Genomic DNA, 22,719 nt, shown 5'->3' with positions numbered 1-22,719 from the left:
CGGTCTCATGCCCATTACAAGACTGTCGAGTGGGATCTCACAGGACGTTCACGGCGCGCGCCGCGATCACCGCGACGGTGAGCAGCGCGATCGCCGACTGGACGCCCATCAGCATCTTGGTCCGGGCCGAGAGCGGCATCGTGTCGGTGGGGGAGAACGCCGTCGCGGCGGTGAACGAGACGAACAGGTAGTCGGTGAACCCGGGCAGCCAGCCCTTCCAGCCCGGCAGGTCGACCGTCATCTGCGGGAACAGCAGATCCGGCCGCTCGGCCTCCCGGGCGTGCTCCGGCGCGCGGGCGAACGGCCCGCCCCGGTCGATCTCCCAGTACCAGACCGCGAACGCGACGACGTTCGTCACCCAGATCAGCAGCGCGCTCTTGACCAGCACCTTGCCCTCGTTCGCGTCCCCGTTGTTCAGGAAGAAGATCATCCCGGCCAGGTAGAACGCGTTCACGGCAACCAGTACGGCGACCAGCACGAGCTCGACCCACCGCAGCCAGGGCTCGTCGCGCCGGAGGTGGAACGGGTTCGTCCACACCAGCGGCACCAGCAACAGGAAGCCCAGCGCCGGCATCACCCACCGCGGCAGCGCGTTGATCTGCGTCGGAACCAGCAGTTGCAGCACGAGCACAGCGAGAACAGCCAATGAGGCCGGCCAACGCCGGGTGTGGCGGTTGCTGGAGGTGTTCGTCACCGCAGCATTCTCGCGCCGGACGACCGCTATCCGACGGAGGCGTCGATGACGGCCTGTCCGACCTCGGTGCGGCGGTAGTGGACCTGATGGCCGGTACGGCGGCGTGTCGCGAGGCCGGCGTTGTACAGCGCGGAGAGGTGTTCGGCGACCGTCGCAAGGGCGAGGTTGTACTGCGCGGCGAGGGCGCTGGTGGTGGCGGGCGGGTCGAGCGCCACGAGGAGGGTGGCGCGGGTGCGGCCGAGCAGGCGGGCCAGCGGGTCGGGCGGTGCGGGGGAGTCGGACCAGAGGCGGGCGGCGCCGCGGGCGGGGTAGACGAGGGTCGGGTGGTACGCCGGGTCGACGACGATCACGAGGTACGGCCAGGCGAAGACGCCGGGCACGAGCAGCAGGCCCTGGCCGGTGAGGTCGCGGTCCTCGGAGCGGTACCGCGTGGCGATCAGGCGGTCGTCCTCCCAGGCCAGGGTCGGATGCAGGTCGTCGAACAGGCCGGCCAGTCCGCCGTCGGTCAACTGCTGCCCGCGGTAGGCGATGTCGTCCTCGAGAACCCGGCTGATCAACGGCCAGTCCGGCTTGATGAGGGCCTCCCAGGCGGCCTCGATCTCGTCCGCGAGCCGCTCACGGGTTCCAGTCAGATCCGTGAGCATCTTGTCGATCTCGCGCGCGGCCGGGTTGTTCAGTTCGTCGCGCGACCGGATCAGCTCGGACCGCACCTTCTCCAGCGGGGTACTGCGGACGCGCGCGATCTCGGTCGCGAACTTCGCCCGGGAGGCCTTCGGTGGCGGCGTCAGGAAGTCGGGCGTGAAGCCGACGCGCGGCTGCACGGCTTTCAACCCGCGCAGGTCGAGCTCGGCGGCCGCCTGCCGTTTCGCGGCGACCCATTCGCCGTACAGCGGCCGGTGTTTCGAGCCGTTCAGCACCCGCACCGCGGACATCGTCTCCCACAACGGCGAGGCCCCGAACCGGCAGCGGAGCGCGTCGGCGCGGGTGAAGCGCAGTACCGTCATCGCACCGAACTTTCGGCCACAACCAAAAGTCTACGCTGCTTGGACCGGCGTGCTGCAGGCTCGCGTCGTGAGGTCCTATCGCGCTGTTCTCCGGCTTCCCGGTATGCGGGCCGTGTACGCCGCGCACACCGTCTCCATGCTCGGGACGGTCGGCGCGCAGGTGGCGCTCTCGATCCTGATCTTCGAACGCACCGGTTCACCGTTGCTGTCGGCACTGGTCCTGGTGTGTTCGTTCCTGCCGTACGCCGTCAGCGGCGCGCTGTTCTCGTCGATGACGGATCGGTTCCCGGCGCGGCGCGTGCTGGTCGTGTGCGACCTGCTCAGTGCGATGTGTGTGGCCGCCATGCTGCTGCCGGGGATGCCGGTGGCGGGACTGCTCGGGCTGCTACTCGCCACCGGGATGATCGCGCCGATCTTCGCCGGCGCCCGCGCGGCCAGTCTGGCGAACCTGTTGCCGCAGGACCTGTTCCCGGTCGGCCGGTCGTTGCTGCGGGCAATCGGTCAGACGGCCGTGCTGACCGGATTCGCGGTAGGCGGGATCACGGTCGCGGCCATCGGCGCGCGGTGGCTGCTGGTCGTGGAGGTCGTCACGTTCGTGGCGTCGGCGGTGCTGATCGGGGTTGGCACGCCGTACACGCCGCCGGGGGAGCGGAGGAGCAACGCGGTCCGCGACTCGTGGGCCGGGCTCCAGTTGGTGTTCGCCGACCCGAAGCTGCGCAGCCTGATTCTGCTGACCTGGGTGGCGCCGGCGTTCTCGTCCCTGCCGGACGGGCTCGCCGTGGCCTACACGGCCCAGGTCGGCACCGCCGCCGCGGCCGCCGGTGCGTTGTTCACCGGGTATGCGGTCGGCGGGGTGCTCGGCGAGCTCGTCGTCGCGCGGTTCACCCCTTCCGTGCGGCGACGGCTCGTCGTCCCGCTGCTGCTGGGCAGTCAGCTGCCCGCGATCGCATTCCTGGCCGCGCCGCCGATCCCGGTGGCGGCGGTTCTGCTCGCGATCTCCGGGGCAGGGTACGCGTTCAACCAGGGCGTCGATCCGCTGATCCTGGAGTCCGTCGATCCGGCGTACCGCGGCCGCCTGTTCACCGTCCAGACCAGCGGCCTGATGGCGATCCAGGGCGTCAGCATCGCCCTCGGCGGCGTGGTCGGCTCGTTCGTCGCCCCGAACCTCACGATCGCCGCCGCCGGAGTCGTCGGCACGGCAACCACCCTACTGATCGGCCGCCAGGCCCTCACGCACTCGCGCGCACAACCAACGGCGCCGTCACCAGGCGACCGGGCTCGTCCGGCTCGCCGCTGATCTCCCGCAGCGCACGCTCGAACAGGCACTTCGCGATGTCCTGCAGCGGGATCCGGGCTGTGGTCAGTGGTGTGTCGAGCATGCTTGCGAAGGGGAAGTCGTTGAAGCCGGTGACGGCGACGTCGCGGCCGACGGTGATTCCGCGCCGTTGCAGCGTTCGCATCGCCACCACCGCGAACGCGTCGTTGTCCGCGACGAAGACGTCGGGCGGTTCCACGTCCTCGACGTACGTCGCGACCGCCTCCAGCGAACCGAACGATCGGGCCACCGTCGCCGGGAACTCCCGGACGAACCCGTCCTGCCGCTGATGCACCCACGGCAGCGGGCTGTCCGTCCCGAGGTACACGGCCCGCTCCCGTCCCGTCGAGCGCAGATGCGCCGCGATCCCGGCCATCGAGGCCTCGTTGTCGACGTCGACCCAGCACTGCCGGTGCTCCGCCGCCGTCCGCCCGAACGCCACGAACGGGAACCGCCGCCGGCTCAGGAACTCGATCCGCTCGTCGTGCGGCATCGTCTCGAGGACGACGATCGCGTCCACCTGGCGCGCCGCGATGAGTTTCTCGTACAGCGCGATCTCGGTCGCGCCGTCGGTCGGCGTCGCCACGTGCACGCCGTACCCGGAGACCGCGGCCGCCTTCACCAGACCGCCGAGCAGGCCGTGCAGGAAGCCGCCGAGCCCCGGGTTCTCGGAGTCGCCGTCGGTCTCGTCGTCGAAGTACAGCGGCAGGCCGATCACCTGGCTGCGGCCGGACGACAATGCCCGCGCCGCGTGGTTCGGGATGTAGCCGAGTTCCTCGATCGCGGCACGCACGGTCTGGACGGTCGGCGGTGCGACCCGGTGCGGTGCGTTGAGCACGTTCGACACCGTCATCGCCGACACGCCGGCCAGCCTCGCGACATCCGCGACCGTCGTCCGTCGCGGCTTCTCCGCAGCCAATCGATCCCCCTCAGTCCAGCACGATCCGGGCCAGTCCACCCACCGGTACGTCGACCGCCCACACGTCCGGCGCCGTCATCGTCTCGCGGTGTACCTCGCGCCCCGAGCAGTCAGACACTACGAGGTCGACCGGTCGACCTGCGGCGCCCTCGACGTACAGCCGCTGCTCGGCGCCGCCGTTGACCAGCACGGTGCACGACTCCTCTACCCGCACCACGGGGTTCGTGAACACGGCGACGATCGTCTCGTTTGCGCCGACCGCTCGCACCTGCGTGTAGCGCGCGTCGGGTCGCGACGGCAGCAGTACGCCGTGCAGCAGCACGTCGGCGTGATCGCGCTGGAACCCGAGCCAGTGGCGCACGACCCGCTCGTGGTCCGGCGACAGCGCGTCCGGCTCCATCGACACCTGCGGCGTACTGAACAACGCGTTGACAAAGTGCAGCGCGACGTTCTCCGGCGAGGCCGCCGGATGCCACATCAGCATGTCCGAGTGCACGGCGCGATCACCGGCCAGCAGCCGGCAGTCGATCGTGCGGACCCGGTTCTCGACCGGGTCGAGCGCGCAGTCGCCGGCTCGCAGGAACGTGCCGAACTGCCACAGCCGCGGGTTCACGTAGTCCTGCCGGAACTCGATCAGTACGTCCGGTCGCAGGCCGCGCAGCTCGTCGGTGACGGCCTGCAGGAACCGCTCCACGCCTTCGTCGACGGACGCGCAGTCGCCGTCCGGCGCCGGGGGTACGTCGTCCCGCGCCCAGGAATCGATGAAGTCGAGTTTCAACCCGTCGACGCCCCAGTCGCGCACCGGGCGGATGCAGCACTCGAGCAGGTGCTCGCGGACCTCGGGGTAGCGCGGATCGAGAACCGCGACGACCTCGCCGTCCGCGAAGCCGAGGGTGCGGTCCTGGAGGTGCTCCCACGCCTTCGAGTGCACGCCGATCAGCGGTGGTGCCAGCCACAGCACGTAGCGCTGGCCGAGCTCGTGCACGCGCCGGACGTGGGCGGCCATGTCCGGGAACGTGCTGCTGGTCGGCTCCCAGTCCCCGCAGTACGCATACCCGCGCCGCGTGTCGTCGGTCTGCCAGCCGTCGTCGACGATCACCGCCTCGGTGCCGTACGTCGCACTCGCACGGGCGTGCCGCTCGACGGACTCGGCGGACACGTGCTGATGGTCGCTGTACCAGGTCGAGTACATCGCCTGCCGAGCGACGTCCGGCACCGGCGCGATCCGGTCGCCCAGCTCGCCCGCCCACTCGGTCGTCACGGCTCGGAGCGCTTCCGCGAAGTGCTGGTCCCGCAGGTCGATCCGCAGCGTGAAGCCGTCGCCCTCGACGTCGGTCACGGTCAGCTCGATCAGCTGCTCCGCGGTCTCCTCGTTCACGCCGACCGCGAAGTCGCAGCCGCGGACGTTCGACGACAAGGAGATTGTCAACAATCCGCGGTCCTGTGCGTCGACCAGCGTCGCCACCGGCGCCGAGCGGACCGAGCGGACCTCGCGGTTGGCACCCCAGTCGGTCGGAAGGTTGCGCCGCGAGTCCTGCGTCGCTTGCCAGAGCGTCACCGCCTCCTCGGCGGGCCAGGTCCACCGCAGCGTCACGGCCCCGTGCGCTGTCACGTCGTACCGGAGGACACCGGGCTCCGCGGGTGGGCGTGGGGTGATCGCGGCCGCCCCGCTCAGGGTGCCGGTGCGGGTGGTACGACCGTCGGGGGAGCGGATCTCGAATGTCGTCACGTCCTGGACTATAGCGGTAAAATCCATCGCCAAGAAGGTATTGACGGAATTGACCGGCGTCTCTAGTTTTACCGCTAATATCCGATTCCCGAGGAGACGCCGTGCTGGCTGTCAGCTCCGACCTCGCGTATGTCGAGGACGCCTTCACCTGGGCCCGCGACCGGGCCCTCGCCTGGGTGCGGACCGGCGACGGCAACCTGCCGTCCTACTGGGCCGGCTACCCGTCCCGGCCGATGTTCTACTCGCGCGACGTCTGCCACCAGGCCGCCGGCGCGCACCTGCTCGGCCTGGACGCCGAGAACTTCGCGATGTTCCGGCACTTCGCCCGCTCCGCGACGCCGGCCCGGAAGTGGTTCCCGCTCTGGGCCTTCCTGTTCGACGGGCGGATCGCCGACCTCGACTACCGCGACGACGAGCACTTCGTCCGGGAGATCCCCGCGGTGTTCGACCTGACCTACCGGGCGCTGGAACAGTACGACTGGACCGGCGACCGCCGCTGGATCGACGACCCGGACCTGGCGGCGTACTACGAGCACAGCGTCGGCGAGTTCGTCGCCGCCCACGACGCCGACGGCGACGGCATCCCCGAGGCCGGCGGCACCGCGGACATCTTCCTCGGTACGGCGACCTACAACGAGCGGGAGGCGCCGCTGCTGATCGCGGGCGACGGCCTCGCCGCGCAGTACGGCGCGCTCCGCAAGCTCGGCCGGCACGACGAGGCCGACCGGATCCAGAAGCTGTTCCTCGAGGACTGGTGGAACGGGGACCACTTCGCCCGCGGCGTCACCAAGGACGGCCTGGACTTCAGCTGGGGACTGGAGTCGCACACGCTGGTGCCGCTGTTCGGCCTCAGCGGTACGGGGGAGCGCAACGAGCGCTTCCTCGACTACCTCGAGCGGCAGATGGAGACGCACCCTCCGCTCAACATCGAGTCGTTCAGCTACTGGCCGGAGCTGCTGTTCCGGCACGGCCGCGACGAGTCCGCCTGGCGCTGGACGAAGCACCTGATCGACAGCCGCGACGACTATCCGGAGATCTCGTTCACGGTCGTCGAGCATCTGGTCGCGGGGCTGCTCGGTCTGCGCCCGGACGCGCCGAACGCGGCGCTCGGCATCACCTCCCAACTGCCCGCCGAGATCGGCACGCTGGTCGCCGACCATGTCGCGGTCGGCGCGTGGGACCTCCGCATCGCTCAAGAAGGCAAGCACACCACCGAGATCACCGTGCACAGCGGCCCGGGGCCGCTCACCGTGACCGTCGGTACCGAGACCCATTCCCTCGCACCCGGCGGCACCGCCCGGGTCGTCCAGTCCAAGGACCGCTCATGAAGAAACTCCTGCCCACCGCGGCCGCCGTCCTGCTCGCCGCGGGCTGCGCCACCGGCAACGCCCCCGCGTCGAACCAGGCGAGCGACACCGCCGAGATCAGCTTCGCGTTCTGGGGCACGAACTCCGAGGCCGCGTCGCTGAAGGCGATCGCCGCCGCCTTCGAGAAGGCCAACCCGGGCACCAAGGTGACCACCAACTGGATCCAGTCCGACTACGAGCAGAAGCTGCAGACCTCGATCGCGGCCGGCACCCAGTCGACGGTGATGGAGATCAGCAACACCAGCCTGGCCGGGTTCGCACCCAGTTTCCTCGAGCAGACCGTCGACCCGGCCAAGTACGTCCAACCGAACATCTCGTCCGCGATGCAGTACGAGGGCAAGTACTACGCGATGCCGTTCGCCGCCAAGCCGAAGGTGATGGCGATCAACACCGACGCGTTCAAGGCCGCCGGCCTCCCGTTGCCGAGCGCAACCACGCCGCTGACCCTCGACGAGTTCAAGACGATCGCCGCCAAGCTCTCGCACGGCGACGGCAAGGCCCGCGTCTACGGCTCCAGCAACCTCTGGTACCGGGGGTGGCTGACCGCGGCCGGCCGCGGCTACTACAACGCCGACGGGACGCAGTGCACCTTCGGCGACGAGACCGGCGTCAAGACGGCGCAGTACGTCGTCGACATGCAGAAGAACCGCTACGCGCCGACGTCGACCGACATCCAGGGCCAGGACCAGGCGCAGTGGTTCGCGGCCGGCCGGCTCGCGACGTTCAGCGACTTCGGGCCGTGGACGGTCGCCGACTTCGCGAAGATCAGCAAGCCGAACTGGACGCTCGTACCGGTCCCCGGCAAGGGGTTCCCGATGGAGGTCGACGGGCTCGGGATCGCGAAGACCGCGACCGGCAAGCAGCTCGAGACCGCGAAGAAGTTCGTCGAGTTCGTGAGCACCCAGCCGGCGGCCCAGGACCAGCTGATCCAGGGCAACACCGCGCTCGGCGTGCCGATCATCGAGGCGTCCGCGCCGACCCTGGAGAAGGTGCTCCCGGCCGAGCGCAACCTGGCCGCGTTCACCACCGCGCTGAAGACCGGCCAGGTCGGCGTCTCGGTCGCCAAGGAGGCGCAGCTGTCCGGCGACGCCGAGAAGGGCATGACCAGCTACACCGCGCTGGGCACCGGCAAGGACGACGTCGCGAAGATCCTGCCGCAGCTCGCCGAGAAGTGCACGCAGGCCCTCGCGCGATGAATCCGACCGTCGGCTGGATCCGTGACGTCGCGGCGTCCTGGGGCGTCCCCGCCGTGCTGGTGCCGCTGGTCCCGTTCCTGCTGCTGCTGATCGTCCTGTACGCCGTCATCGGGCTGGCGGCGTACGGGGCGCGGCGGCGCTGGCCGCGGGCGGACAAGACGATCGCCTTCTGGCTGTTCGTCTCGCCGTGGCTGATCGGGTTCGCGCTGTTCACGGTCGGCCCGATGGCGTCGTCGGTGTACGTCAGCCTGACCTCGTGGGACTTGATCACGCCGCCCAAGTTCGTTGGCCTGGCCAACTACACGGAGGCGTTCCAGGACCCGAAGGTCGCCCAGGCACTGAAGGTGACTCTGCTGTACGCCGTGCTCAGCGTCCCGCTGCAGACCGCGCTGGCGTTCCTCGTCGCGCTGCTGCTGAACACGGACCTCCCGGGGATGCGGTTCTTCCGGACCGTCTGGTACCTGCCGTCGCTGGTCTCCGGTGTCGCCCAGATGGTGTTGTTCCTGTGGGTGTTCAACCCGCAGTACGGCCTCGCGAACGACGTCCTCGCGCACCTCGGCATCCAAGGGCCGGGCTGGTTCAACGACGCGTCGTGGGCGCTGCCGACCGTGATCCTGATGAGCCTGTGGACGGTCGGCGGCGCGATGGTGATCTACCTGGCCGGCCTGAAGGACGTGCCGTCGAACCTGTACGAGGCGGCCGCGCTCGACGGCGCCGGCCCGGTACGGCAGTTCTGGCACGTCACGCTGCCGCAGCTGTCGCCGATCATCCTGTTCAACGCGCTCACCGGGATCATCGGCTCGCTGCAGATCTTCACCCAGGGCTTCATCGCGAACGGCGGCCCGAAGGACTCGTTGCTGTTCTTCGTCTACTACCTCTACGACAACGCGTTCCAGAACTTCCGGATGGGGTACGCGTCGGCGCTGGCCTGGATCCTGTTCGCGGTCATCCTCGCGCTGACCGCGGTCACGCTGCGCGGGAGCGCGTTCGCCGTGTACTACGAAACCGAACTATCCGGATCCGGACGGTCCGGGCGCAAACGGAGGCGTCGATGACCGCTGTCGCGGAACCCCTGGTCCTGCGGGCCGACCGGCCGTTCTGGCGCCGCAACGTCGGGCTCACGATCGTGCTGTACCTCGTCCTGGTGCTGGGCTCGCTGGTCTTCGTGTACCCGTTCCTGTGGATGATCGCGACGTCGTTGCGTTCGCTCGCGGGGGTGGGCAGCTCGGGTGCGAGCGTCGTACCGCACGAGTTCCTCTGGGACAACTACGTCCGGGCGGTGACGTCGTTCCCGTTCTGGCGGTACGCGCTGAACTCGGTGCTGACCACGCTGATCCCGATCGCCGGGACGGTGTTCTCCTGCTCGCTCGCCGGGTTCGCGTTCGCGCGGCTGCGGGTGCGGTTCGCCGGGGTGCTGTTCGCGGTCGTCCTGGCGACGATGCTGCTGCCGGGGGAGGTGACGATGGTGCCGCAGTTCATGCTGTTCAACAACTTCGGCATGGTGGACACGTTGTACCCGTTGATCCTGCCGGCGTTCTTCGGATCGCCGTTCTACATCTTCCTGTTCCGGCAGTTCTTCTCCCGGATGCCGTCCGAGCTCGCCGACGCCGCGGTGATGGACGGCTGCGGCTGGTTCAAGATGTTCCTGCTGGTCTACCTGCCGCTCGCACGGCCCGCCGTGGTGGCGGTCTCGATCCTGCTGTTCATGGGCTACTGGAACAACTTCCTCGGCCCGGCGATCTACATCAACTCCGACCAGTGGAAGACGCTGCCGCTCGCGCTGGCCGGCTTCCAGTCCGTGAACGGCACCGACACCCCGTTGTTGATGGCGACCTCGGTGCTGATCACGATCCCGTGCCTGGTGATCTTCTTCGCCGCGCAGAAGCAGCTCACCAACGGCATCACCTTCACCGGCGGCAAGTGAGTCCGGGCCGGACCCCGCGAGGGTCCGGCCCGGGAACGGTGCTACTCGAGTTGGTCTAGTTGACGACGATCTTGTCGACCTCGATCGTGATGCCCTTGACGAGTGGCGTGGAGGTTCCGGTCGTCACGGTGCCGGTGCCCTTCTGCACACCCCTGATGTTCATCGAGTAGGTCATCGAGCCACCCGGGGCTCCCGGCGTACTCGTGATCCGGTAGTCCGTGACCGGCGCACCGGAGATCTGGTCGCCGGCCGTGCCCTCGAAGTTCTCGGCGCCGACCGTCAGCCCGAACGCCGAACCGGGATCACCGGGCAGGTTGCCGGGGTCGTACGCGTAGGTGATGTCCTCGGTGCCGTTGACCCCGATCCACTGCTGGAACACCTTCAGGCTGGTGGTACCGAACAGGTGCAGCCGCGACTCCAGCACGATCCAGGTGTTCGTCCCGTCGGTCAGTGTGGTCGCGAAGATCCCCGGTGCGCCGGTGCCGTCCAGGTCGGTCCAGTACGACGCCAGCACGTTGTTCGGCCGCGCCGGATCAGGCAGCGTCTGCGGCAGGAACTGGACGTCGTCGTTCGACGTGGTCCCGCCGACGACGCTGTAGCCGTCGGAGGTGACCCCGATCCGGTTGTACGTCTGCCCGGCGTACCGGAACGGGGGAACGTTGAAGTTCACCGCTTCCTCGTCCCCGACCGGAATCGGCGTGACACCGAAGGAATCCAGCGGGATGTACCCGAACAACTCGCCCGGTGCGATGCCCGGACTGTCAGGCTGCCGCCCGGCCAGAGTCGCCGTCTTGGTCGCGATCTGCGTGCCGATCCTGGTCGCGCCCGTGACGCTGTTCAGCCGCAGCTGCGAGCTCAGCGTGCTCACCGCGGTCACGTCCGTGGTCTGCAAGCTGTTGTTCTGCACTGTCACGGTGCAGGTCGACTCGCCGGTGTTCCGCGCGATGGTGGACGGCGTACAGGTCTGGTCGACCGGCACGATGCCCTCCTGGCGGAAGAACGCCACCGGCAGGTGCAGCTGACGGCTGCCGCCGATCTGCTTCAGGTTGACCTGACCGAAGTACTGGCCGTCGGGTACGTCGGGCGCGGTGATCGTGATCGTCAGCTTCTGCGACTTGCCCGGCTTCACCTGGAACGTGGGCGGCAGGATGCTGATGTTCGCGCCGCTGACCGTCGTACCGCTCGCGGTGAAGGTGAGCGTCTGGTTGGAGACGTTGGTGACCGTCCGCTCGGCGGTGATCAGACCCGGCATGGTCGGTGCGTTCACCGACGGCAGGTTGAGGTCGATCCGGTTCAGCGGGTCGGTGGCCGAGAGCGCGTAGTTCGCCGCGGTCTCGTCCAGGGTCAGACCGGGATCGCCGGCCTTGGTGAGGTCGATCCGCCCGCCGCCGTAGTCGAACGGGTCGGCCGGGGTGACGCGGTCCTGCTTCGTCACCGAGGTCTTCGCGGTCGTCTCGAGCGCCGACTTGACCTGGCCGGGCGTCCACGACGGGTGCAGCGCGAGCACCAGTGCCGCCGAACCGGCGACGTGCGGCGACGACATCGACGTACCGGCGATCACCTGGTACAGGTTCCCGGACGGTCCTTCGGCCGGGGACTCGGGTGTCGGCGTGTGGCCGGCCATGATGTGCAGGCCGGGCGCGGTGACGTCCGGCTTCAGGAAGTCGCCGCCGGGGCCGCGTGACGAGAAGGTCGTCATCACGTCGCCCTGCCAGGTGCTCTTGGTTCCCTGCGTGAACGACGCCGTGGTGCCCGGGTGCGCCGCGAGGAACGCCAGCAGCGCGTCGCCCTCGGGATCGTCGAGGTGCACGGTCGGCAGCCAGTGGTTGTCGGTCATGACGTCGAGCGGTGTGGAGTTGTACAGCAGCATCCCGGCCGCGCCGCCCTGCAGGACGTTGAAGCCCTTGAGGACGCGGTTCGGGCCCCGCTCACACGCGACGATCCTGCCGGTGAAGAGCCCAGCCGGCGCCGGTGTGGTGCAGAGCGCATTGCTGTACGGCGGAGCGGACGCGAGCACGACCGGTGCCGGCGTACCGATGCCTGCCGTGACGGACGCGCCGGAGACGGTGGCGTTCGCGCCGCCGCCGGACAGGTTCACGGTCGAGCGGAAGGTCCGGCTCTGCGTGGATGCCGCGACGGTCGTGACCCAGGGGCCGCGGTGGTCGGTGGTGTTCGCGCCCGGACCGGAGTTGCCTGCCGACGCGGCGACGAACACGCCCGCGGCGTACGCGTCCAGGAACGCGAGCTCGACCGGGTCGCTGTACGGGTCACTGCCGCCGGAGATCGAGAAGTTGATCACCCGGACGCCGTCGAGGATCGCCTGCGCGACGGCCTGCGCGGAGTCGGACGGGAAACACCCCTCGGCGCCGCAGACCTTGTAGACCGAGACCGCGGCCGCCGGCGCGATGCCCGCGATGGCGCCGCGCGCGATGCCCAGCGGGTTCGCGTTCGCGACCGCCACACCGGCCGACGTCGACGCGGTGTGCGTGCCGTGGCCGTTGGAGTCCCGCGCGCTGTCCGGGTACACGTCGCCGCCGATCACCGCGTTGTACGTCTCCAGGAACGGCGCGCCGCCGATCAGCTTGTTCGTACACGCGAAGACGTCCGTGGCCGGCGTCAACGGGTTGTCGCCGAAGTCGCAGGTGCGCGGCGTACCGTCGGCCTTCGCCGGCGGGGCCGGCAGGTTGCCCGGGTCCGCGAACGACGGATGCTCCGGCCAGGCGCCGCTGTCCAGGATGCCGACGACGACGCCCTTGCCCGAGTTCGCCGAGCCGCCGAGCTGGTTGTAGATCGCCGGGGCGCCGATGAAGTTGCCGCTGGAATCGGTCAGCAGCTGCTGTGGGTTGTCCTGCTGTACTGCGGCCACACCCGGCAGCTTGAGCAGCTCACGCGCCTGGTTGGCCGGCACGCTCAGCGCGATACCGCCGTACACGGTGCGCAGCCGCTGGCCTGCTCGCGCGCTCGGCACCTTCGACCGCATCGCGCCGAGGAACGCGTTCTCCAGCGTGGTCACGTGCTTCAGGTACTTCGTCGCGTTCGCGCTGCGGACGTCGAGGCGCCTGCCGGTGACCGACGGGCTGGTGCCGGGCAGGCCCTTGATCCCGCCGCGGTACGCCGCCAGTGAGTCGTAGTCGAGCTTGACGACCACGCGGACCTGCTTGGCGGGCGTGCTGTTCAGCAGCGCCGGGTCGCTCTTCGCGAGCTGCCCGCTGGGCGACTTCGCGCCGTACACCGTGCTGGCGACGGTCAGCGGCGTGGCGGTCCAGGGCCGGCCGTTCGGCGCGGTGGGGGACGGGTCGGCGGCCGCCGCGGTCATCGCGGGCAGCAGCGCTGCGACCAGCAGACCGGCGGACACCCCGGCCGTGACAGTGCGCTTGGTACTCCTTCGGTGATTCGGTGACCTCATGCACGGGCCTCCATCGAGACGGAACGCCGTCACCGCAGCAGGCAGCACAGAACGTCAGGAGACCCCCCAGGTCGTCGCGCAGCGAACCCCTCAGTCCAGTGACCGAACCCCCCCGGGTACCGGCGTAGCGGCCGGCACCCCAGCGGCGCCTGCCTGCCCAGAGGCTATGCCCAGCCGCCCACCCGTACAACCACTCACCAGCAAGAGAACCCCCACGCGCGCTACGCGCCCGCTCCCCTCGTCGCACCGCCCCTCGCCGCGCCCACTCCGTCCGCTCCCGCTTAGCGCGGTACATCCGTTTCCGGCTGACGCCGATTGCTTCCGGCTACCGCCGGACGTTGCGGGCCACCGCCCGCGTGGCGACAACGGGCTATCGCGACGCGGCCGGGAATGGGACTGGCTGGTGATGGCCAGCCGGTAGCGATCGCAGTCCGGCTGACCGACCGCTCGCAGGTCGCGTCGGCAGGGGACGATGACCGGCATGTGCCACTAGCCAGCCGAAGTACGCCGTCGCTCCCCGCACGATTGCCACCGCGCCAATCTCCGGGTTGTCCACGGATGCCGCTCTCGAAGGTTCGCCTCAAGCTCGGCGTACCTGGCATCTGTGGTCTTCAGCAGTAGTTGCCACTCCTCGCCTTCGCCGTACGCGTTCGCGTGCCAGAACCGGCATGTCGGTCATTGGCGGGCATACAAGGCTGCGCATGCATGCTCAGCCGGCCAGGCACTCAACCACTCTAATTCTTGTCGTTTTCCGTTCTACGCGTTCTGACGCGCAGGCAACCCGCGGATCACTGCCGGAGCCGACCACATCTCTAGATCTCTTCTTTTCCTGCTACTTCGCGTACAGAGCCTCGACGTCGTCGCCGTGTTTTTCCATGACTATGTGGCGGCGGAGGGAGAGTTTGAGGGAGAGTTCGCCGGTTTCCTGGGTCCAGTCGACGGGGAGGAGGGAGAACTTCTTGATCGCCTCGGCGTGGGAGACCGAGGTGTTCGCGTCGTCGACGGCCTTCTGGATCTCGGCGATCAGGTCGGGGTCCTGGGTGAGCTCGGCCGGGTCGGTCGGTTTGCCGCGGTCGGTGGCCCACGGGACGATGTTCTCCGGGTCGATCGTGATCAGCGCGGCGATGAACGGCTTGCCGTCGCCGACCACCATGCACTGGCTCACCAGCGGGTGCAGCCGGATCTGGTCCTCGAGCAGTGTCGGCGCGACGTTCTTGCCGCCGGCCGTCACCAGGATCTCCTTCTTCCGGCCGGTGATCTTGATGAACCCGTCCACGTCGAACTCGCCGAGGTCACCGGTGTGGAACCACCCGTCGGCGTCGATCGCGGCAGCCGTCGCCTCGTCGTTCTTCCAGTAGCCCTGCATCACCTGGCCGCCCTTGAACAGCAGCTCGCCGTCCTCCGCGACGCCGACCGTCACACCAGGAAGCGGCCGGCCGACGGTGCCGATGCGGATGTCGTCGGGCAGGTTCACCGACACCGCGGCGGTGGTCTCGGTCAGCCCGTACCCCTCCAGGACCGGTACGCCGATCCCGCGGAAGAAGTGCCCGAGCCGGTCGCCGAGCGGGGCGCCGCCCGACACGGCGTACTTGACCTGGCCGCCGAGCACCGCGCGCAGCTTGCCGAACACCAGCCGGTCGAACAGCAGGTGCTTGGCCTTGAGCCCGAACGACGCGCCGCCCTTGTCCTGCGCCTGCGAGTACGCGATCGCGGTCTCCGCGGCGGCGTCGAAGATCTTTCCCTTGCCGTCCGCGTGCGCCTTCTGGCTGGCCGAGTTGAACACCTTCTCGAACACCCGCGGCACGCTCAGGATGAACGTCGGCCGGAACGAGCCGAGGTCCTCGACCAGGTTCTTCACGTCGGCGCTGTGCCCGACCTTGACCCGCTTCATCACGCAGCCGACCTGGATGATCCGGGCGAACACGTGCGCCAGCGGCAGGAACAGCAGCGTGCTCGCGCCGGTGGTGTCGAACAGGTTGTCGAGGATCTTGACGGCGGGGCCGAGCTCGTCGATGAAGTTCCCGTGGCTGATCTTGCAGCCCTTCGGGCGTCCCGTCGTACCGGAGGTGTAGATCAGCGTGGCCAGGTCGTTCGCCGTGACCGCGGAGCGGCGCTTGTCGAACTCGGCGTCGGTGACGTCCTGGCCGAGCGCGGTCAGCTGGTCGACGGCGCCGGCCTCGAGCTGCCAGACCTCCTGCAGCGCGGGCGCCTCGGCCCGCGCGGACTCGACGACGGCCGCGTGCGTCGCGTTCTCGACGACGGCGACCACCGCGTCGGAGTCGGTCAGGATCCACTGCACCTGGGAGGGCGACGAGGTCTCGTAGATCGGCACGGTGACCGCGCCGATGCTCCAGATCGCGTAGTCGACCAGGGTCCACTCGTACCGCGTCGGGCTGAGCAGCGCGACCCGGTCGCCGTGCTGTACGCCGGCCGCGATCAGGCCCTTGGCGACCGCGGTCACCTGCTGCGCGAACTCCGCCGCGGTGACATCGGACCAGCCCGCCCCGGTGCGGCGGCTGAAGACCGCGGTGTCAGGATGCGAGGACGCGTTCGCCCACACCGGGTCGCTCAGGCTCCCGGTGGCCGGTTCTGTCACAGCAGGAACGGTGTACTCGCGCATCCGCGTCTCCTCAGTCGGTCACGAACTTCCGGCGCACGCTACAGTCACCTACCCACAAGTAGCCACCTTTATGTGACCCACGGAACTAGGTTCTAGCCATGCCATTGCTCGACATCAGTTGCGACGACCTGGTCGTTGCTGATCCAGCCTACGTCGCCGAGCGCCTCGGTTCCGACACCCTCTGGCGCGAATGGTGGCCCGACCTGACCCTGACGCCGTCCGAACGGCGCGGCCTGGAGGGGGTCCGGTGGGCCGTCACCGGCGCCGCGATCGGTACGGCGGAATGGTGGCTGGAAGCGGTCCGGGACGGCGTCGTCGTGCACTGGTACCTCCGGGTCGACCCGGTGCGGCCGGTGCGCGGCCGCGCCGTCGAGCGGCTCAAGGAGCGGTACGTCGCGGCGTACCGGGAGCGGCTGTGGCGGTTCAAGGACGAAGTCGAGGCGGGCCGCGCGGCGGGCGAACGCCGTGCCGGATCCGATCCCGCGATAGTCTCCGGGGAGGACGCGGATCCATCGGGGGATCCGGCGGTCCCGCACCAGACTCGTCCCAGGCCGGCTAAGAGGTGAATCGATGGCGGAACAGACCACCTCGACCATCCAGGTGAACGCGACCCCCAAAGAGATCATGGCGGTGATCGCGGACTTCGCGGCGTACCCGGAGTGGGCCGACTCGATGCGGGAGACCGAGGTGCTGTCCACCGACGAGGCCGGCCGACCGAACAAGGTGCGGTTCAAGGTCGACGCCGGCGCGATCTCCGACGAGTACACGCTGGCCTACGTCTGGTCCCGCAACGAGGTGACCTGGACGCTGGTCGAGGCGAAGATGGTCAAGGGGATGGACGGCGCGTACGTGCTGAAGGATCTGGGTGCCGGAGGGACCGAGGTGACGTACCGGCTCGCGGTCGACGTGGCGATCCCGATGATCGGGATGCTCAAGCGGAAGGCCGAGAAGGTCATCATCGACACCGCCCTCAAGGGCCTCAAGAAGCGCGTCGAGTCGTAGACCGGTGACTCGGGTTCTGCTGTACACGGGTAAGGGCGGCGTAGGGAAGACGACCTCCGCTGCCGGGACGGCCACGCTCGCGGCGCTCCGCGGGCTGCGGACGCTGGTGCTGTCGACGGACGCCGCGCACTCGCTGTCGGACGCGTTCGACTCCGAGGTGGGTCCGGAGCCGACCGAGATCGACGACCTGCTGTTCGTCCAGCAGATCGACGCGCAGCGCAAGTTCGAGCGGTCCTGGGGCGACATCCAGAGCTACCTGCGCTCGGTGCTGCACATGGTCGGGGTGGACCCGATCGAGGCCGAGGAGCTGACCGTGCTGCCGGGCGCCGAGGAGGTGCTCGCGCTGCTCGAGGTCCGCGACCACGTCCGGTCCGGGCGCTGGGACGTGATCGTCGTCGACTGCGCGCCGACCGCGGAGACGCTCCGGCTGCTCGCGCTGCCCGAGGCGCTGAACTGGTACATGGACCGGATCTTCAACGCCGAGCGCAAGATGATGCGGACGTTCCGCCCGTTCCTGAGCCGCGGGTCGGGCCTGCCGGTGCCCGACGACACCGTGTTCGACGCGTTGCGCCGGCTGCAGAGCGACCTCTCGGACATCCGCACGCTGCTGGCCGGGCCGGACGCGTCGGTGCGGCTGGTGCTCACCCCCGAGGCGGTCGTGGTCGCCGAGGCGCGCCGGTCGCTGACCAGGCTCTCGCTGTACGGCTACCGCGTGGACGGCGTCGTGGCGAACCGGGTGTTCCCGGCGGCCGGCGCGGACACCTGGCGGCGGCAGTGGGTCGCGGCACAGCGCGGGATCCTCGAGGAGGTCGCGGACTCGTTCCGGCCGCTGCCGATCTGGGAGTCGCCGTACCGCGTCTGTGAGCCGGTCGGGGTGGAGGAACTGGCCGCGTTCGCGGTCGAGATGTACGGCGGGGACGACCCGTTCGCGCGGGCCACCGACGACACGTCGCTGTGGGTGGACCGGCACATCGACACCGACGGGCGGACGTACACGCTGACGATGCCGTTGCCGCTGGCATCGGCCGACGAGCTGGAGCTGGCGCGGCACGGCGACGAGCTGATCGTCACCGTCGGGTCGTACCGGCGGGTGCTGCCGCTGCCGGCCGCGCTGGCGCGCGGTGTGGTCGCTGGCGCGCGGCTGGACGAGGGCCGGCTGCAAGTGCGGTTCGCGCCCAAGGAGGTCGCGCGGCCGGCGCTGCCCGACGTCCCGAGCGGCACCGGGCCGCTGGAGTCCGCGCAGGAGCTCGCCCAGGGCCTCACGGCGGAGTACCACGAGCAGCTCGCCCGTCGCGAAGCCGCGATCGGGGAAGGCCGTTGAGCAAGGATCCCGTCGGTTCGGTCGCGGAAGAGGCCGCCAAGCTGTTCGCCGTACTGCAGAACGCGGCTGGTGACGCGCCGCCGGCGGACGAGGCCAAGCACGAGCACACGCTGGGGCCGGACTGTGTGTGGTGCCCGGTCTGTCAGCTGATCCACAAGGTCCGCAGCACCAGCCCGGAAACGATCGAGCAGCTGTCGACGGCCGCCGCGCATGTCCTGGGCTCGTTGAGATCTCTGCTGGAGGCCGCCGCGGACGCGGCCCGGCAGGCGCGGGAGGACGCAGCGTCGCGGTCCTCGCCACCGGAGGAGGAACCGGCCCAAGAATCGACCCGGTCCCGGGTGGACCGGATCGACGTGAGTGAGGACCCCGAACCATGGGACTGACGATCGGCATCGATGTCGGCGGCACCAAGATCGCCGCCGGCGTGGTCGACGAGAACGGCGTGATCATCGCGCGCACCCACCGCGACACCCCCGCGGACTCGACGGACGCCACCGCGGCGGCGATCTGTGACGCGGCCGCCGAACTGATCGCGGCGCACGACGTGCAGGCGGTCGGGATCGGCGCGGCGGGCTTCGTCTCGTCGGACCGGTCGACGGTGCTGTTCGCGCCGAACCTGGCCTGGCGCGACGAGCCCCTCGGCGCGCGGGTCACCGAGCAGCTGAAGGTCCCGGTCGTGGTCGAGAACGACGCGAATGCGGCGGCCTGGGGCGAGTTCGCGTTCGGCGCCGCGAAGGACGTCGAGCACATGGTGTGCATCACGGTCGGTACCGGGATCGGCGGCGGCGTGGTGATCGACGGGCAGTTGCTGCGCGGAGCTCACGGCGTGGCGGCCGAGCTCGGCCACATGCGCGTCGTACCCGGCGGGCATCGGTGTGGCTGCGGTTCGCGTGGCTGCTTCGAGCAGTACGCCTCGGGCAAGGCGCTGGTCCGGGAGGGCAGGGCGCAGGCCGAGTCGGGTTCGCTGGCGGCCGCGCAGATGCTGAGCGTGTGCGGGATCACCGATCCGGCCGAGCTCACCGGGCCGATGATCACCGACGCGGCGGTCCAGGGGGACCCGTGCGCGGTCGAGCTGCTCGACGAGCTGGGCCGGTGGCTCGGCGAGGGCGTGGCGAGTCTGGCGACGATCTTCGACCCGTCGCTGGTCGTCGTCGGCGGCGGGGTGAGCGCGGCGAAGGACCTGATCATGAAGTCCGCGGTGCAGGCGTTCGAGAAGGTGCTGCCCGCCAAGGCCAATCGCCCGCACGCGCCGTTCACGCTCGCCGAGCTGGGCAACGACGCCGGCCTGATCGGCGCCGCCGACCTGGCCCGCCGCCCCGCGCCGACGCTGTAGAACCTCGATGATTGTCCTGACCTGGGATACTGGACACTGTCCGGCGGGGGTCGCGAGGAAGGTCGTACCTTGGCTCTGACGCAAGCTCTGACGATCGGGATCGACATCGGCGGGACCAAGGTCGCCGCCGGGGTGGTCGACCCGGAGGGCAACATCCTGGACCGGTTGCGTCGCGACACGCCGACCAAGGACCCGAAAGAGACCGAGGACGCGATCGCGGACATCGTCCACGACCTGGAGTCCCGGCACGACGTGATTGCCGTCGGCATCGGCGCGGCCGGGTTCGTCGACGGGACGCGCTCGTCGGTGCTGTTCGCGCCACACCTGGCCTGGCGGCACGAGCCGCTGCGGGACGCGGTCGAGCGCCGCCTGGGCATCCCGGTCGTGGTCGAGAACGACGCGAACGCCGCCGCCTGGTCCGAGTGGCGGTTCGGCGGCGGCCAGGGCGAGAGCCACCTGGTCTGCGTGACGCTCGGCACCGGCATCGGCGGCGCGATCCTGAACGACGGCGCGCTGCAGCGCGGGAAGTTCGGGATCGCGGGCGAGTTCGGGCACATGCAGGTGGTGCCGGGCGGTCACCGCTGCGAGTGCGGCAACCGCGGCTGCTGGGAGCAGTACGCCTCCGGCAACGCGCTGACCCGCGAGGCGCGCGAGCTGGCGCTGTCCGGCTCGCCCGTCGCGCACAACCTGCTGCGGGCGGCGGGTGGCGACACGCGGAAGATCAACGGTCCGATGGTGACCGAGCTGGCCAAGGACGGCGACCCGGTCGCGGTCGAGCTGCTCGAGGACGTCGGCCGCTGGCTGGGCATCGGCCTCGCGAACCTCGCCGCCGCGCTGGACCCGGGCACGTTCGTGATCGGCGGCGGCGTGTCCGACGCGGGCGAGCTGCTGCTGTCGCCGGCGCGGGAGGCCTTCAAGCGGACGCTGACCGGCCGCGGGTTCCGCCCGGAGGCGCGGATCGTCCGCGCCGTACTCGGGCCGGAGGCCGGCATGGTCGGTGCGGCCGACCTCGCCCGCGAGGAGGCGACGTGGTTGCGCCGGGTCCGGGTGAAGACCACAGCGGTGACCGCGAAGACGGCCGCGGCGCGCGGTCGCTCGACCCGCCTGGAGCGCGCGGCCCGCAAGTCGGCGGCACGCCGTACCGGAATGCGCGCGGACCCCGATCTGCACCGCACCGACATGGCCGACGTGAACGGCGATCCTGACGCATGAGTGACGGCACCCTGCGCGTGCTGTCGTACAACGTGCACCGCTGGGGTGACGACCGTACGGCGCTCGCGCGGGTGGTGCGGGCGTGCGCGCCGGACGTGATGCTGGTGCAGGAGGCGCCGACCTGGTTCGGCACCCGGCGGAAGCGGCGCGCGATGGCGGCGACGTTCGGCCTGCGGTACGTCGCGGCGTCCGCGCGGAACGCGATCCTGGTTGCCGACGGCATCGAGCTCGTCGAGTCCCTGCACTGGCGGATCTGGCGGCCGTTCGTGCGCCGGCGGCTGAACTTCATCGCCACCCAGCTGCCCGGCGGCGCCGTCGGCGGTCACGTGCAGATCGGCAGCACCCGGATCGCGGTCGTCTGCTGCCACCTGGGCCTGCACATCCTCGGCCGCCGCCGCGAACTCGAGCAGGTGCTGCGGCGCTGCCGCGCGTTCGGTACGCCGTACCTCCTGGCCGGCGACCTCAACGAGGAACCCGACGGCCCGGTCTGGAAACGCCTCGCCGAGGAGGGGCTCACCGACCTCGGCGCCGACGCCGGCCCGACCTTCAGCTCCACCAACCCGCACAAACGCATCGACGGCGCCCATCTCACCCCAACCGTCCAGGGCCGCATCCTCCCGACCCCGGCGTCCCCCGAAGACCTCGCGGCCGCATCGGACCACCTGCCGATGCTGATCGAACTCACGGCCTGAGGAACGAACCAACGGCGTCAGCGACGCCCTGCGGATCCTGAAGCCACGGCAGGTGGCCGGTGCCGGCTTCGACCACCGCAGCCTGCGGCAGGGCCGCAGCCGTACGCCGCGCCACGGTGAGGTCGCCGAGGAAGTCCTTGCGACCCCAGACGAAGAGCACCCGCGGCCGGAGCTCGGCGAGCTCGTCCGCCGCCAGCCAGAGGTGCCGATCCGCGAACCGGCCGGGCCAGGCGACGAAGTGCTGGATCATGTGGCTCATTCCGCCTTCGGCGTTCGGCAGCCGCAGGCCCTCGGTGAACGCGTCCACCATCGAGTCGCTCAGCTGCGCCGGCGGATCGCCCATCAGACGGAAGAACCGGCGCGTGGAGCGTGGCGACGGCGGATCGAGGCGCTGCATCAGCTTGGCCGTCCAGGGCACCGCCAACGGCCCGAAGATCCTCGGCAGCCGAGGCGTCAGCAGTCCCGGCGGGGCACCGATCGCCACGACGGCCGACACCCGTTCCGGCCGGTCGAGCCCTGCCCACAGGGCCCACAGGCCGCCCAGCGAGTTGCCGGCGAGAACAGCCCGCTCGAGTCCGAGCGCGTCGAGTAACTCGCTGACGAACGCCACCGCATGCGCCCGCAGATCGGGTACGTCGGCGTAGTCGACGGCACCGGACAAGCCGTGGCCGGGCCGGTCCACTAGGTAGGCCCGAACACCCCGCAGCCGGGCGGCGAGCGGGATCCACACCGCCGACGTTGCCGGTGTCCCGTGCAGGAACACCACCGGTTCGCCGGTCCCGGTCCGGGCGACGAAGACCCGGCCCGTCGAGCTGAGCTCCGGACAGGAGACGTCGACCGTGACGCCGTACTCGCCGAGCAGGTCGTCGTACGCGCGGGCGTACCCGTCGTACGCCGGATCGCGGTTGACCGTCCTGCTGGCCGACTGGTTCTCGGGGTGCATCTTCCGCCTCCTGGTGCGTGGTCCGTTGTGCCGGAGCATGCG

At 70.0% G+C, this 22,719-nt stretch carries 20 protein-coding genes; 12 read left to right on the top strand and 8 right to left on the bottom strand.

Annotated elements, in window-relative coordinates; translation table 11 throughout:
• Window positions 1-37: 37 nt before the first annotated feature.
• Window positions 38-694, bottom strand: coding sequence for a hypothetical protein (locus tag ABN611_RS37800; protein ID WP_350277106.1), 657 nt, complete (start codon window positions 692-694; stop codon window positions 38-40).
• Between the two features lie 26 nt (window positions 695-720).
• The gene (locus ABN611_RS37795) at window positions 721-1,698 is read right to left on the bottom strand and encodes a DUF5937 family protein (RefSeq protein ID WP_350277105.1); all 978 of its coding nucleotides are present in this window, start codon (window positions 1,696-1,698) and stop codon (window positions 721-723) included.
• Between the two features lie 67 nt (window positions 1,699-1,765).
• Between ABN611_RS37795 and ABN611_RS37790 the strand changes: the two genes are divergently transcribed.
• On the top strand, window positions 1,766-2,995 hold the full coding sequence (locus ABN611_RS37790; RefSeq protein ID WP_350277104.1) for an MFS transporter: 1,230 nt from the start codon (window positions 1,766-1,768) through the stop codon (window positions 2,993-2,995).
• Here the strand turns inward: ABN611_RS37790 and ABN611_RS37785 are convergent.
• Both ABN611_RS37785 and ABN611_RS37780 read right to left on the bottom strand, forming a co-directional pair.
• A complete protein-coding gene (locus ABN611_RS37785) occupies window positions 2,928-3,932 on the bottom strand; it encodes a LacI family DNA-binding transcriptional regulator (protein ID WP_350277103.1) in 1,005 nt (334 codons plus the stop codon). The two genes, ABN611_RS37790 and ABN611_RS37785, sit on opposite strands and share 68 nt — an antisense overlap.
• Window positions 3,933-3,942: 10 nt before the next feature.
• Window positions 3,943-5,661 carry a glycoside hydrolase family 36 protein gene (locus ABN611_RS37780; protein WP_350277102.1) on the bottom strand — a complete coding sequence of 573 codons (1,719 nt, stop codon included), beginning with the start codon at window positions 5,659-5,661 and terminating at the stop codon, window positions 3,943-3,945.
• A 101-nt stretch (window positions 5,662-5,762) separates the two neighbouring features.
• On the opposite strand from ABN611_RS37780, the gene ABN611_RS37775 reads away from it, so the two are divergent.
• The 4 genes from ABN611_RS37775 to ABN611_RS37760 are packed head-to-tail and all read left to right on the top strand — an operon-like array spanning window position 5,763 to window position 10,148.
• Window positions 5,763-6,989 (top strand): hypothetical protein, encoded by a 1,227-nt coding sequence (locus ABN611_RS37775; RefSeq protein WP_350277101.1) that lies wholly within the window; start codon window positions 5,763-5,765, stop codon window positions 6,987-6,989.
• A complete protein-coding gene (locus tag ABN611_RS37770; RefSeq protein WP_350277100.1) occupies window positions 6,986-8,224 on the top strand; it encodes an extracellular solute-binding protein in 1,239 nt (412 codons plus the stop codon). The genes ABN611_RS37775 and ABN611_RS37770 overlap by 4 nt, the downstream gene beginning before the upstream one ends.
• A complete protein-coding gene (locus ABN611_RS37765; protein ID WP_350277099.1) occupies window positions 8,221-9,279 on the top strand; it encodes a sugar ABC transporter permease in 1,059 nt (352 codons plus the stop codon). The genes ABN611_RS37770 and ABN611_RS37765 overlap by 4 nt, the downstream gene beginning before the upstream one ends.
• Window positions 9,276-10,148 (top strand): carbohydrate ABC transporter permease, encoded by an 873-nt coding sequence (locus tag ABN611_RS37760; protein ID WP_350277098.1) that lies wholly within the window; start codon window positions 9,276-9,278, stop codon window positions 10,146-10,148. Before ABN611_RS37765 ends, ABN611_RS37760 begins: the two co-directional genes overlap by 4 nt.
• A gap of 55 nt (window positions 10,149-10,203) precedes the next feature.
• On the opposite strand, the gene ABN611_RS37755 is transcribed toward ABN611_RS37760, so the two are convergent.
• The 3 genes from ABN611_RS37755 to ABN611_RS37745 all read right to left on the bottom strand — a co-directional run bounded on the left by ABN611_RS37755 (window position 10,204) and on the right by ABN611_RS37745 (window position 16,174).
• Entirely contained in the window at window positions 10,204-13,554 is a 3,351-nt protein-coding gene (locus tag ABN611_RS37755; RefSeq protein ID WP_350277097.1) for a S8 family serine peptidase, read from the bottom strand.
• 489 nt (window positions 13,555-14,043) lie between these two features.
• Entirely contained in the window at window positions 14,044-14,169 is a 126-nt protein-coding gene (locus tag ABN611_RS37750) for a hypothetical protein (protein ID WP_350281738.1), read from the bottom strand.
• 217 nt (window positions 14,170-14,386) lie between these two features.
• Window positions 14,387-16,174: a long-chain fatty acid--CoA ligase gene (locus ABN611_RS37745; RefSeq protein ID WP_350277096.1), complete on the bottom strand. Its 1,788-nt coding sequence runs from the start codon at window positions 16,172-16,174 to the stop codon at window positions 14,387-14,389.
• 98 nt (window positions 16,175-16,272) lie between these two features.
• Between ABN611_RS37745 and ABN611_RS37740 the strand changes: the two genes are divergently transcribed.
• The 7 genes from ABN611_RS37740 (at window position 16,273) to ABN611_RS37710 (ending at window position 21,734) form a co-directional block, all read left to right on the top strand.
• Window positions 16,273-16,740: a hypothetical protein gene (locus ABN611_RS37740; RefSeq protein ID WP_350277095.1), complete on the top strand. Its 468-nt coding sequence runs from the start codon at window positions 16,273-16,275 to the stop codon at window positions 16,738-16,740.
• Between the two features lie 4 nt (window positions 16,741-16,744).
• Window positions 16,745-17,176, top strand: a complete 432-nt coding sequence (locus ABN611_RS37735) for an SRPBCC family protein (RefSeq protein ID WP_167213877.1) — start codon at window positions 16,745-16,747, stop codon at window positions 17,174-17,176.
• 4 nt (window positions 17,177-17,180) lie between these two features.
• Window positions 17,181-18,497, top strand: a complete 1,317-nt coding sequence (locus tag ABN611_RS37730) for an ArsA family ATPase (RefSeq protein ID WP_350277094.1) — start codon at window positions 17,181-17,183, stop codon at window positions 18,495-18,497.
• Complete coding sequence (locus ABN611_RS37725) at window positions 18,494-18,880, top strand: hypothetical protein (protein WP_350277093.1); 387 nt, start codon at window positions 18,494-18,496, stop codon at window positions 18,878-18,880. Before ABN611_RS37730 ends, ABN611_RS37725 begins: the two co-directional genes overlap by 4 nt.
• Window positions 18,871-19,830 carry an ROK family glucokinase gene (locus ABN611_RS37720; RefSeq protein ID WP_350277092.1) on the top strand — a complete coding sequence of 320 codons (960 nt, stop codon included), beginning with the start codon at window positions 18,871-18,873 and terminating at the stop codon, window positions 19,828-19,830. The genes ABN611_RS37725 and ABN611_RS37720 overlap by 10 nt, the downstream gene beginning before the upstream one ends.
• 69 nt (window positions 19,831-19,899) lie before the next feature.
• The gene (locus tag ABN611_RS37715; protein WP_350277091.1) at window positions 19,900-21,042 is read left to right on the top strand and encodes an ROK family glucokinase; all 1,143 of its coding nucleotides are present in this window, start codon (window positions 19,900-19,902) and stop codon (window positions 21,040-21,042) included.
• Window positions 21,039-21,734 carry an endonuclease/exonuclease/phosphatase family protein gene (locus ABN611_RS37710; protein WP_350277090.1) on the top strand — a complete coding sequence of 232 codons (696 nt, stop codon included), beginning with the start codon at window positions 21,039-21,041 and terminating at the stop codon, window positions 21,732-21,734. The genes ABN611_RS37715 and ABN611_RS37710 overlap by 4 nt, the downstream gene beginning before the upstream one ends.
• Here the strand turns inward: ABN611_RS37710 and ABN611_RS37705 are convergent.
• Entirely contained in the window at window positions 21,724-22,677 is a 954-nt protein-coding gene (locus ABN611_RS37705) for an alpha/beta hydrolase (RefSeq protein ID WP_350277089.1), read from the bottom strand. The genes ABN611_RS37710 and ABN611_RS37705 overlap by 11 nt on opposite strands.
• Window positions 22,678-22,719: the final 42 nt, after the last annotated feature.

Source organism: Kribbella sp. HUAS MG21, from assembly GCF_040254265.1.
Lineage (GTDB): Bacteria > Actinomycetota > Actinomycetes > Propionibacteriales > Kribbellaceae > Kribbella.
Note: the sequence above shows the minus strand (reverse complement) of the source record. Positions and strands in the feature narration are given on the sequence as shown.